Source organism: Amorphus sp. 3PC139-8 (genome assembly GCF_040750475.1).
Classification (GTDB): Bacteria; Pseudomonadota; Alphaproteobacteria; order Rhizobiales; family Amorphaceae; genus Amorphus.
Genome location: NZ_JABJVY010000015.1, coordinates 1 through 12,028, shown reverse-complemented (window position 1 = coordinate 12,028; position 12,028 = coordinate 1). Strand labels below are relative to the sequence as shown.

9 protein-coding genes are annotated in these 12,028 nt (G+C 65.4%); 8 read left to right on the top strand and 1 reads right to left on the bottom strand.

The window, feature by feature from the left end:
- Positions 1 to 300 precede the first annotated feature (300 nt).
- A complete protein-coding gene (locus tag HNS03_RS14700; RefSeq protein WP_367196261.1) occupies positions 301 to 1,542 on the bottom strand; it encodes a GGDEF domain-containing protein in 1,242 nt (413 codons plus the stop codon).
- Positions 1,543 to 1,790: 248 nt separating this feature from the next.
- Between HNS03_RS14700 and HNS03_RS14695 the strand changes: the two genes are divergently transcribed.
- The 8 genes from HNS03_RS14695 to HNS03_RS14660 all read left to right on the top strand — a co-directional run bounded on the left by HNS03_RS14695 (position 1,791) and on the right by HNS03_RS14660 (position 11,785).
- Entirely contained in the window at positions 1,791 to 2,333 is a 543-nt protein-coding gene (locus HNS03_RS14695; RefSeq protein ID WP_367196260.1) for a formate dehydrogenase subunit gamma, read from the top strand.
- A 4-nt stretch (positions 2,334 to 2,337) separates the two neighbouring features.
- The gene (locus HNS03_RS14690) at positions 2,338 to 3,900 is read left to right on the top strand and encodes a formate dehydrogenase beta subunit (protein ID WP_367196259.1); all 1,563 of its coding nucleotides are present in this window, start codon (positions 2,338 to 2,340) and stop codon (positions 3,898 to 3,900) included.
- Between the two features lie 31 nt (positions 3,901 to 3,931).
- On the top strand, positions 3,932 to 6,769 hold the full coding sequence (gene fdhF, locus HNS03_RS14685) for a formate dehydrogenase subunit alpha (RefSeq protein WP_367196258.1): 2,838 nt from the start codon (positions 3,932 to 3,934) through the stop codon (positions 6,767 to 6,769).
- 4 nt (positions 6,770 to 6,773) lie between these two features.
- Positions 6,774 to 7,595 (top strand): formate dehydrogenase accessory sulfurtransferase FdhD, encoded by an 822-nt coding sequence (gene fdhD / locus HNS03_RS14680; protein WP_367196257.1) that lies wholly within the window; start codon positions 6,774 to 6,776, stop codon positions 7,593 to 7,595.
- Positions 7,596 to 7,620: 25 nt separating this feature from the next.
- Complete coding sequence (locus tag HNS03_RS14675) at positions 7,621 to 7,839, top strand: formate dehydrogenase subunit delta (RefSeq protein ID WP_367196256.1); 219 nt, start codon at positions 7,621 to 7,623, stop codon at positions 7,837 to 7,839.
- Between the two features lie 236 nt (positions 7,840 to 8,075).
- A complete protein-coding gene (locus HNS03_RS14670; protein ID WP_367196255.1) occupies positions 8,076 to 8,933 on the top strand; it encodes a xanthine dehydrogenase family protein subunit M in 858 nt (285 codons plus the stop codon).
- 66 nt (positions 8,934 to 8,999) lie between these two features.
- Positions 9,000 to 9,479: a (2Fe-2S)-binding protein gene (locus HNS03_RS14665; protein ID WP_367196254.1), complete on the top strand. Its 480-nt coding sequence runs from the start codon at positions 9,000 to 9,002 to the stop codon at positions 9,477 to 9,479.
- Positions 9,479 to 11,785: a xanthine dehydrogenase family protein molybdopterin-binding subunit gene (locus HNS03_RS14660; protein WP_367196253.1), complete on the top strand. Its 2,307-nt coding sequence runs from the start codon at positions 9,479 to 9,481 to the stop codon at positions 11,783 to 11,785. Before HNS03_RS14665 ends, HNS03_RS14660 begins: the two co-directional genes overlap by 1 nt.
- The last annotated feature ends 243 nt before the right edge of the window (positions 11,786 to 12,028 follow it).

The window sequence follows — 12,028 nt, the reverse complement described above, 5'->3', positions numbered from 1 at the left end:
CAAAATAGAAATTTTCTATCTCTTGATCGGCCCCGCCTATCAGGGGCAAGCAATTCCCCGGTTTCATAAAATCGATCGGCGTTCATTATTACAGCGCCAATCGGAAATGGGGAACTTGCCCTTCGTGATACACGGAGCGGACGGGGAAAGACGCGAGCCTCAGGTGAGGCGGACTATTCGCTTCGTGCTCGAAACCGAAGAACGGAAAATTTTTCCAACTCTCCGCTTGGCTTCGCGCAAGCGCAAGCACGTGCAGCAGATCGCTTCAATCGAACGCGAAATCGGGCATGGAAGACAGAGTCACTGCGCGGCAAGAGGACTTCCGCCCTTGCGGCTCGCATACATCGACCGGTCGGCGGCATCGAGCAAGGCGCGCAGATTGTTGCCTTCCGTCGGCGCGGTCGCGGATCCGACACTGACGGACAAGGGCGAGGCGTCTCCGTCCAGCGTGATGGCGCGCACTGTGTTGCGAATGGCATCGGCCATCCGTGTCGCCGCCGTCTCATCCGCACCGGAGACGATGATCACGAATTCGTCGCCGCCATAGCGAAAGATCGGATCGTTCTGGCGCACCGCTCCTCGCAGACTCTCGACGAGCTGCTGCAAGAGCGTGTCGCCTGCGGTATGGCCGAACTTGTCGTTGACCTGTTTGAAGCCGTCGATATCGATCATGAACAGGGTCAAGGGAACGCCCTGCACGGTTGCGGACGCAACCAGCCTTGGCCCCTCCTCCTCCAGCGCTCGGCGATTGCGGGCCTTGGTCAGGACATCGATCTGGGCGGCTTCGTTCAATGCTTCGAAACGCTGGCGATAGGTCAGGACATCGAACACGTCCCGAAGCCGATTGGGAACTTCGTTGGCGTCCATCAGCCCCTCCGCCCATCGGAGATAGACCCAGAGGATGAGCCCGAAGAGCCCGGAGGCAACGAGCTTTCCCACGAACCCGCCGAATCCGGCCGTAAGGGGCACCCCGAACGTGGCGTAGAGCATGGAGAAGAAGGCGAACTGATCGAAGGCGAGAACCAGGATCACGCTCAGCCAGATTCGCGCGAACAGGCCGATCCAATGGATTCGCGCTAGGCGCTCGTAGATCAAGATCATCGCGATGCTGTCGACGAACAGGAGAAGGGTCCCCCACACCGACAGCCAGGTCGATTCCGCGACGACGTCGATCGCGGTTCCAGCCCCGCTCGTTCCGATCCGCGTCTGATAGCTGATCAGAAGCACGACGGCGATGATCACCAGATTGCCGATCAGGAGCCCATAGATCGGCTGGCGAACAACTTCCGCGTCCTCGCGGATGTAGACGAGCAGCAACAGCAGCAGTTTGCCGGTGAACAGGACGACCGATCCGGGGGTGTAGGTAAACGGCCCCAGGCCCACGAATACGGTGATCGCGAGATAGTTCTCCGCGAATGTCAGCGCACACAGCGCCGACAGAAACGTGCCGAGTCCCAGCCGCCCACGGAAACGGAATAGGGCTAGCATTACCCCGTAGTAGACGCTCCCCTGCGCCAAGGCATAACCCAGATCCGATAACATGTTGGACGGTTTCCAGAATCGTCGGCAGGACTAGTGAAGCACCATTCCCGCCATGACGCCAAGGTCCGGTATAGCGGGGAACGCGCCTCGCGTCGCGGCGCTCGATAGACGGCCCCTATGGAATGATGCGCAGAATCGATTTGAACTTTTCCAGACAATAAGAAAGCCTAGTTAAAAGACCGGAGTAGTCCCTAAGCGGCTCGCCCGAAGCCGCAACGGCTTCGGCGAACGACCATTGGAGGAAACACATGTCGGGCTCGTCGGACGGCCGCGATCGGTCGAAGAGCGAAGCAACGTCCGTTTTGGACATCGCAGAGCGGGCCTCGGACTATGCGACCCTGTGCGAGGCGCACGGGAACCGCCCGGACGCGCTGATCGAAATCCTTCACGCAGTGCAGGCGCGGTTTGGCTACGTGCCGGACGATGCGGCCGCCACTCTCGCCCACGCGCTCAATCTCTCACGCGCCGAAGTTCATGGCGTGATCACCTTCTATCATGATTTCCATACTGCCCCTGTCGGCCGCCACGTGGTGCGGCTTTGCCGGGCAGAGGCGTGTCAGGCGGTCGGTGCGCATGCGCTGGTGCGCCATGCGTGTGCTTCCTACGAGGTCGAACCCGGGCAGACGACCGCGGACGGATCGATCACGCTCGAAGAGGTATTCTGTCTCGGCAACTGTGCGCTCGGCCCAGCGGCGGAGATCGACGGCCGGCTCTACGGCCGGATGACCGCCGACCGGCTTAACCGGATCACGGCCGATCTCAGGTCCACCACTTCGGAAGCGGCGGAGTAACGCCATGAGCGCGCCGATCACCATCACCGTCGCCAAGGACGCAGCCGCCCGTTCCGTCGGCGCCGACGACGTCGCCGGTCGGATTGCCGAGGAAGCTGCCGCGCGCGGCATCGATGTTGTGCTGAAGCGCACGGGCACCCGCGGCCTGCTTTATCTGGAACCGCTGGTCGAAGTCGTGACAGATGCCGGCCGGATCGCCTTCGGCCCAGTCTCCCCGGACGACGTGGCCGACCTGTTCGACGCCGGCTTTCCGCAGACAGGCGACCACCCACTGTGCCTCGGTCCGACGGAGGAGATCCCCTATCTCGCCCGCCAGACCCGGATCACCTTTGGACGATGCGGCGTGATCGACCCGACCGATATCGCCGAGTATCGCGCCACCCGTGGGTTCCGCGGTCTGGAAGCCGCCCTCGCCAAATCCCCCGCCCAGGTTGTGGAGGACGTTGTCGCCTCCGGGCTCCGGGGCCGTGGCGGCGCGGGCTTTCCGACTGGCATCAAGTGGCGCACGGTCGCAGCCGCCGATGCCGATCAGAAATATATCTGCTGCAACGCCGACGAAGGCGATTCGGGAACGTTTGCCGACCGGATCCTGATGGAGGGCGACCCGCTCCATCTGATCGAAGGCATGACGATTGCTGGAATCGCTGTCGGCGCGGACACGGGCTACGTCTACATCCGCTCCGAATATCCCGACGCCGTCGCCACCATGCGCGAGGCAATTGCGGCGTGCGAGGCGGCCCATCTTCTCGGCGACGATATTCTCGGCTCCGGCAAGAGCTTCCGTCTGCATGTCCGGGTTGGTGCCGGCGCGTATATCTGCGGCGAAGAGTCGGCGATGCTGGAGAGCCTGGAGGGCAAGCGCGGCGTGGTACGGGCGAAACCGCCGATCCCGGCGATCGCAGGTCTGTTCGGCAAGCCGACCATCGTCAACAACGTGCTCTCCTTTGCCGCCGTGCCGTCGATCCTGGCGGACGGCCCAGAGGCCTATGAGGCGTACGGCTTCGGCAAATCGCGCGGAACGATGCCGTTCCAGCTTGCCGGTAACATCGCCCGTGGCGGTCTGGTGGAAGTCGCTTTCGGCATCACATTGAAAGATCTGGTGGAGGACTTCGGCGGCGGCACGCGATCCGGCCGGCCGGTGCGCGCGGTCCAGGTCGGCGGTCCGCTCGGCGCGTATATCCCGGCGGACCAGATGGGCCTGCCGAAAGACTACGAGACGTTTGCCGAAGCCGGATTCATGGTGGGCCATGGCGGCATAGTGGTGTTCGACGACACCGTCGACATGGCCGAGCAGGCCCGCTTCGCGTTCGAGTTCTGCGAAAAGGAATCGTGTGGCAAGTGCACCCCCTGCCGGATTGGGGCGGTGCGCGGCCGCGAGACCGTGGAGAAGATCCTCTCCGGCCAGGAGGTGGCGGGCAACGTCGCCCTCATCGAGGAACTCTGCACGCTGATGACCGACGCGTCGCTGTGCGCCATGGGCGGCCTCACGCCGATGCCCGTGGCCAGTGCGCTCAAACATTTCCCCGAGGACTTCGATCGGGTCGGCGCGCGCGAAGCGGCCGAGTAGCCCGACGGGCTTCCGTTCAAGGGAGGACAAGATGACGCTCCTGAAAGAGACCGATTTCGGCACCCCGGAAAAGGCGGGCGACGCCGCCGTAACCGTCACCATCGATGGGCAGACGGTGAAGGTCGCCGAGGGCACCTCCGTGATGCGCGCGGCGGTCGACGCCGGCATCTCGATCCCGAAGCTTTGCGCCACCGACAGCCTGGAACCGTTCGGTTCCTGCAGGCTTTGCCTGGTGGAAATCGAAGGCCGCCGGGGCACGCCGGCCTCCTGCACCACGCCGGTCGCCGACGGCATGGTGGTGAAGACGCAGACCCATCGCCTGGAGCAACTGCGCAAGGGGGTGATGGAGCTCTACATCTCCGATCACCCGCTCGACTGCCTGACCTGCGGCGCCAACGGCGACTGCGAATTGCAGGACATGGCGGGCGATGTCGGCCTGCGCGAGGTGCGCTACGGATTCGAAGGCGACAACCATCTCGGCCAGGAGAAGGATGAGTCCAACCCCTACTTCACCTTCGATCCCTCGAAGTGCATCGTCTGCTCGCGCTGCGTGCGCGCCTGCGAAGAAGTCCAGGGCACCTTCGCGCTGACCATCGAGGGGCGCGGCTTTGACTCCAAGGTTTCCGCCGGCACCGCCTTCGACGACTTCCTGTCGTCTGAGTGCGTCTCCTGCGGCGCCTGCGTCCAGGCGTGCCCGACCGCCACGCTGGAGGAAAAGTCGGTTCTGGACCACGGCGTACCGAACCGGACCGTGATCACGACCTGCGCCTATTGCGGCGTGGGCTGCTCGTTCAAGGCCGAGCTCAAGGGCGAGGAAGTCGTCCGCATGGTGCCCTACAAGGATGGCGGCGCCAACGAGGGCCACTCCTGCGTGAAGGGCCGCTTCGCCTGGGGCTATGCCACCCACAAGGACCGCATCACCACGCCGATGGTCCGCGAAAGCATCCACGAGCCGTGGCAGCCGGTCTCTTGGGAGGAGGCGATCCAGTTCACCGTCGACCGCTTCAAGGGCATCCAGGAGAAATACGGCCGCGGCGCGATCGGCGCCGTCACCTCCTCGCGCTGCACCAACGAAGAGGTCTACGTCGTCCAGAAGCTGGTGCGCGCGGCCTTCCACAACAACAATGTCGACACCTGCGCCCGGGTCTGCCACTCGCCCACGGGCTACGGCCTGAAGACGGCGTTCGGCACGTCTGCCGGCACCCAGGATTTCAAGTCGGTCGAGAAGTCCGACGTCGTGATGGTAATCGGTGCCAACCCGACCGACGGCCATCCGGTATTCGCGTCGCGGATGAAGAAGCGCCTGCGTGACGGCGCAAAGCTGATCGTGGTCGATCCGCGCCGGATTGACCTGGTGCGCTCGCCGCACATCCGCGCCGCGCACCATCTTCAGCTTCAGCCGGGCACCAACGTCGCGATCATGAACGCGCTCGCGCACGTGATCGTGACCGAAGGGCTGGTCAATCGCGCGTTCGTGGAAGAACGCTGCGATGCGGCCTCCTTTGCACGTTGGGAGGACTTCGCCGCCGAGCCGGAAAACAGCCCGGAAGCGGTCGAGGAAGTCACCGGTGTGCCCGCCGGCGAGATCCGGGCCGCCGCTCGTCTCTACGCCACCGGCGGAAACGGGGCGATCTACTACGGCCTCGGCGTGACGGAGCACAGCCAGGGTTCGACCATGGTCATGGCTATGGCCAACCTCGCGATGGCGACCGGCAATCTCGGCCGAGACGGCGTCGGCGTGAACCCGCTGCGGGGCCAGAACAACGTGCAGGGCTCGTGCGATATGGGCTCATTCCCGCACGAATTTCCTGGCTATCGCCATGTGGGCGAAGAGGCTGTGCGCACCCTGTTCGAAGAGCGCTGGGGCGTGCCGCTGGATAACGAACCAGGCTTGCGCATCCCCAACATGCTGGCGGCTGCCCTCGACGGCTCGTTCAAGGGGCTTCTTGTCCAGGGCGAAGACATCGCCCAGTCCGATCCCGACACCCAGCATGTCACCGCCGGCCTGGAGGCGATGGAGTGCGTCGTCATTCAGGACCTGTTCCTGAACGAGACGGCGGGCTACGCCCACGTGTTCCTACCCGGCACGTCGTTCCTGGAGAAGGATGGCACCTTCACCAACGCGGAGCGGCGCATCAACCGTGTCCGTCCGGTGATGGCGTCGAAGACCGGTATGCAGGAATGGGAGGTGACGGCGCGACTGGCCGAGGCCATGGGCTATCCCATGTACTACAATGATGCCAGCGAGATCATGGACGAGATCGCCGCGGTCACGCCGACCTTCAACGGTGTCTCGTTCGATAAGATCGACCGGCTCGGATCGCTGCAATGGCCCTGCAACGACAAGGCGCCGGAGGGCACCCCGATCATGCACGCCGGCCAGTTCGTGCGCGGCAAGGGCCTGTTCTCGCTGACGAAGTTCATCGCCACCGAAGAGCGGACCAACCGGTTCTATCCGCTGATCCTGACCACGGGGCGGATCCTGTCCCAGTACAATGTCGGCGCCCAGACCCGGCGTACCGAGAACTCGGTCTGGCACCCGGAGGACATCCTGGAAATCCATCCCCATGACGCCGACGTGCGCGGCATCGAGGATGGGCAGATGGTGTCGCTGGCCTCGCGCAAGGGCGCCACGACCCTGAGAGCCATGATCTCCGACCGAATGCCACAGGGCGTGGTCTACACCACGTTCCACCATCCGCTGACCGGCGCAAATGTGGTCACAACGGAGAATTCCGACTGGGCGACCAACTGTCCCGAATACAAAGTCACGGCGGTGCAGGTGAGCCTCTCCAACCAGCCGTCCGACTGGCAGCGCGCCCATGAGGAGCGTGCCTCCGAGATCACGGCGATCGAAGCGGCGGAATAGCGCCGTGCCTCGACCCGCGCGCCCTCTGGAGCCCGCACCGCTGAACGAGCGGGCAGCGGGCGCGCGCGTCAAAACCCGGGTCTGGCACCCCGACGGCATCGTTCGCGAAGGCGTCTGGGCGCTCGCGGAAGAAGTCCCGATCGAAGTCCGCCTCAACGGGGCGTCGTTCGCTGTCATGATGGCGACTCCCAACGACCTTGAGGACTTCGCGGTCGGCTTTGCGCTGACGGAAGCCGTGGTCGACGACGCCGGAGCAATTGAGGGAATTCAGATCATTCCCTCCGACGACGGCATCGTTGTCGCGCTGACAATCCCGGAGGATGCGCTTGCGGCCGGTGCCGATCGGACCCGCGGGCTGGCCGGTCGGTCCGGGTGTGGGGTCTGCGGCGTCACGGCACTTGGCGACGCGGTGCGGGCCGCGCGACCCGTCCCCGCCCAGCCGCCGATCGCGCCGGAGGCGATCGCCACCGCCTTCGCCCATCTCTCAGACCATCAGCCGATGAACCGCGTGAACCGCTCCGTGCACGCCGCCGCGCTTGCCGGCCGGGACGGAGCCGTCCGGCTCGCGCGCGAGGATGTCGGCCGCCACAACGCCCTCGACAAGCTGATCGGCGCCTGCGCGCGCAACAATGCGTTGCCGGTCGAAGGCTTCGTCGTTCTGTCCAGCCGCACGAGTTTCGAGATGGTGCTGAAAGCGGCCACGGCCGGCGCAGCGCTGATCGCATCGGTCTCCGCTCCGACGACCCTTGCGCTGGATTGCGCGCGCAATGCCGGCATCAAACTCGCCGCGGCTGGGCCTGACGGCAGAGTCGTGCTGATAGATTAGATGACAGTTTCCCGAGAGGAGCCCGATGGAAACGGCTGACTTGACCCGCATGGCCAACCAGATCGCCGACTATTTCACCGCCTATGGCCACGACGAGGCAGTTGCGGGGATCGCCGATCATATCGAGAAGTTCTGGGATCCTCGGATGCGCAAGACCTTGCTCGCCCATGTCGCGAACGGCGGAGACGGGCTCGATCCCCTGGTGCTGGAAGCCGCCGAGCGCCTCGCACCCGTGACAAGCTGAACGTCATCAAACGATTGCTAAACGGATTTCCGTTTCGCCTGGAAACGCTCCCGACGCCGTTCTGGCTTCTGAATGGCGGCAAAGCTGATTGCGTTTGATCCAGACCCCGTCACAATCTGATAAATGATGGCGTGATCGCGAATCGGTCCCGCTGTGGCCGGTTCGTGCTCCATTTCACCGGCTTTGGGGGCCGCATCTGGTCCCGCCGATTATAGCGACAACGGGGATTTCGGCGTTTGAAGCCGGCCGCCTTCTCATATCAGGCCCCCACCACGATCGACGAGGCGCTGGCGCTGCTCGCCGATGCGGGTGGGGACGCCAGAATCCTCGCCGGCGGCCAAAGTCTCGTGCCGGCCATGGCTTTCCGGCTCGCCCAGCCTGCGATGCTCGTCGATATTAACGGGCTGAGCGATGCTCCCCGGCTCGCAGAGGAGGACGGCCGACTGGAAATCGGGCCATTGGTGCGCCATCAGGATATACGGCGCCTCACGCCACGCCGCCCGCTAACCGCGATGCTGTCGACCATGGCGCAACATGTGGGGCCATGGCCGGTTCGCTCGCGTGGCACCTTCTGCGGTAGCCTGGCCCACGCCGATCCCGCTTCGGAATGGGCGCTCGCCGTGGTCGCGCTCGATGCCAACCTGACCCTGGAGAGCACAGCGGACGGCCCGCGCTCCGTGCCGGCCGGCGATTTCTTTTCCGCCATGATGGCGACCTCGGCCCGAGAGGACGAAATGCTGACGGCGGTGACCATTCCCGATCTTGCCGCCGGAACGCGATGGGGCTTCGCGGAGATCGGTCGGCGCACGGGCGATTTCGCAATCGTGCTGGCGCTTGCGATCTACGAGATGAAAGGGGGCCGCATGTCCCGTGTCCGGATCGCGGTCGGCGGTGCGGAGGCGGTGCCGCGGCGGCTCGTAGATGTCGAAACGGTGCTGGAAGGCACGGCGCCGAGCAAGCCGCGCTTCCTTCAGGCCGCCGAATATGCCGCCGATGTCGTCGATCCGCTGGAAGACGGCTATGCCGATGCCCTCTATCGCCGCGACCTGGTGCGCGCCCTTGTCCTCCGAGCTCTCCAGCAGTCGACCCGATGATACGCGCCCTCCTCCCATTCCTCACTCTACAGGCCGGCCTTTGCCAGCCGACGGAAGGCGCGTCCCATGAGTGAGACCGAACGCGTCAGCTTCCAGCTCAACGGTTCGTCCTGCACAGTTTCGGTGGAGCCGCGCCAGACCGTGGCCGACCTGCTGCGCGCCCAGCGCCTGAGCGCCACGCCGGTCGGCTGCGACCAGGGGATCTGCGGAAGCTGCACCGTATTGCTCGACGACGAGCCGGTCCGTGCCTGCCTCCTGTTTGCGCCGCAGCTTCAAGGCCGCTCGCTGCGCACGGTGGAAAGCCTCGCCAAGGGCGGGACGCTGCATCTGCTGCAGCAGGCGTTCGACGAGGAGGACGCGGTGCAGTGCGGTTTCTGCACGCCCGGCTTCCTGATGCTCGCCGCCGCCGCGCTCGAGCACGATCCGTTGATCGAGGACGACGCGCTCGATGCGCTGATGACGTCCAATCTGTGTCGCTGCACCGGCTATGGTGCGATCCGACGGGCCGTGAAGAAGGCGGCGAAACGACATCGGCGGACGGTCTGATGCGGCATCTCGGGCGCGCCCTCACCCGGCTTGAAAGCGGCCCCCTGCTGACCGGCCGCAGCCGGTTCGTCAGCGCCATCAGCCTGCCCGATCAGCTCGCGATGCGCGTGATCCGCTCGCCCTACGCCCATGCCCGGCTCACCCACATCGGGCTTGAGGCCGCGCGAGCGCTTCCCGGCGTAAAAGCGGTGTGGACGGCCGACGATATTGGCGATATCGGCCCGATCGGCTACCGGGTCGACGCCGGCGACGAGCTCGCCGCCCATCGCCAGCCGGTGCTGGCCCGCAGCGTGACCCGCTATGTCGGCGAACCGATCGCCGTCGTGATCGCCGAGACGGCAGCCATCACCGAGGACGCCGCCGAGCTGGTGGAGATCGGTGCGGAGCTTCTCGACGTCGCGCTGGAATCCTCCAAAAGCCGCGCTCCGACGGCGGCCCCGACCGTCGCCGCCACCGTCGAGAAAGGCTTTGGCGACGTCGAGCGCGCTTTCCTGGCCGCCGATCTCGTGGTCGAGCTCGACCTGAGCGTGGCGCGCCAGGCGGCCATGCCAATGGAACCGCGCGGGCTGGCGGCGCGCTGGGACGGGGCGCGCGACATTTTGGAAGTCTATGGGACGGCGAAGCTGCCGCATCTGGAGCGCGACATGCTGGCCCGCCTTCTGGGCCGTCCGGCCTCGCGCATCTTCCTCTATGCCGGTCATGTCGGCGGCTCGTTCGGCGCGCGCGGCGAGATCTTTCCGGAAGATGTGCTCGTTTGCCTGGCCGCCTTGCGCTTCGGCCGTCCGGTGGGATGGGTGGAGGACCGGCGCGAGCACATGATCGCAACCACCCATGCTCGCGGCCAGAGACATGTGGCACGCGTAGCGGCCAAGGACGACGGCCGCATCCTCGCCTTCGATGTCGGCTTCCAGATCGACCAAGGCGCCTATCTTCGACCCGACGGGCTGACGATTGCCGAAACCACGGCCGCGATGCTGCCGGGCCCGTATAAGCTTGCTGCCTATCGCGCCCATGGCGAGGTACTTCTGACCAACAAGACCCCGGCGGGACCCTGCCGCGGCGCAGGGCGGTTCGAGGCAAATTTCGTCTGCGAACGACTGGTCGACGCCGTCGCCGATCGACTCAACATCGACCCGATCGACGTGCGGGCGGCGAACCTGATCGCGCCGGAGAGCATGCCCGCCCCACGCCATATGACGCTGAACGATCAGCCGCTAATCTACGATTCCGGCAACTATGGTGCCCTTCTCGACAAGGTGAGCGACGCCTGGTCTCTGACGGCCCTGGAACGGCGACTTGAGGGTCGGCGCGCCAAGGGCGAGCGGGTCGGCCTCGGTCTATCCATCGTGGTGGAACCAACCGGCGGTGGCGGCGGCGACGGCGCCCGCATCTCCGTCGACGAGGCTGGGACGGTCGAGGTCGTCACCGGCGCAGCCGATCTCGGCCAGGGACCGGAGACCGCCATCGCCCAGATCGTCGCCGACATCCTGGCCGTGCCGTACACGGACGTGCGGGTCGTGCACGGGCGCACCGACGGTATCGGATTCGGTCAGGGAGCCTATGGCGCCCGCGTCACCGTCATGACCGGCACGGCCGCGCAACAGGCGGCGGAGAAGGTGCGCGAGAAGGCGCTTTCCGCCGCGGCGGCCATGATTGGCGTTTCCGTCGACCGGCTGATGCTCGATGAGGGCGAGGTGCGGGCAACCGAGCATCCCGAAGCCCCTGGTTTGCCGCTCGGCGCCGTTGCGCGCGCGCTGCGTCCCGAACGGGCCGGCGCGCTCGGCGAGGCGTTTGTCCCAACCGATACGGCGGGTTTATCGGCCGAGGCCTGGGTCACGCTGGACGGGCCGACATTTTCCTATGCCATCCACGCGGCAGTCGTCGCCGTCGACGAGGAAACCGGGGTCGCGACCGTCGAGCGCTATCTGGTGGCAGCCGATGTCGGCAACGCGGTGAACCCGAAGCTGATCGAAAGCCAGCTCGCCGGTGGCGCCGCACACGGAATCGGGGGAGCGCTCTACGAGGAGTTCCAGTTCGGCGACACGGGAGATCCGGTCACCCTCACCCTGTCGGACTATATCGTGCCGGGCGCGGACCAGATCCCCGATGTGGAGGTGATCGTTACCGACGACGCACCCTCGCCGCTGACCCCGCTCGGCATCAAAGGGTGCGGCACCCTCGGTACCACCGGCGCGGGCGCTGCGATCGCCGCGGCCATCGACGCCGCGCTGGATTTTCCCGGCGCCGTCACCACCCTGCCCGCGACGCCCCCTCGGCTGAGAGCGTTGCTACGGGGCGTGGACTAGGGTCAGGACCCATAAATCCGTTCCGCTTTTGCCGGAAACGCGGAGTGGGTCTAAGTGATTGTTTCGACGCGTTTCCGAACGGCCAACCGGTTTCCACTTCGCCCGGACACGCTCTAGAGCGTGTCATTTGGTTTTTGAATCGACGAAGGGATTCCCTTGAGGGGTCGGATCTGATTCAAGCTGCCTGCTGGGTGGAGGCTGGCATGCATGACCAAACCCTATTCCAATGATCTTCGTGAACGG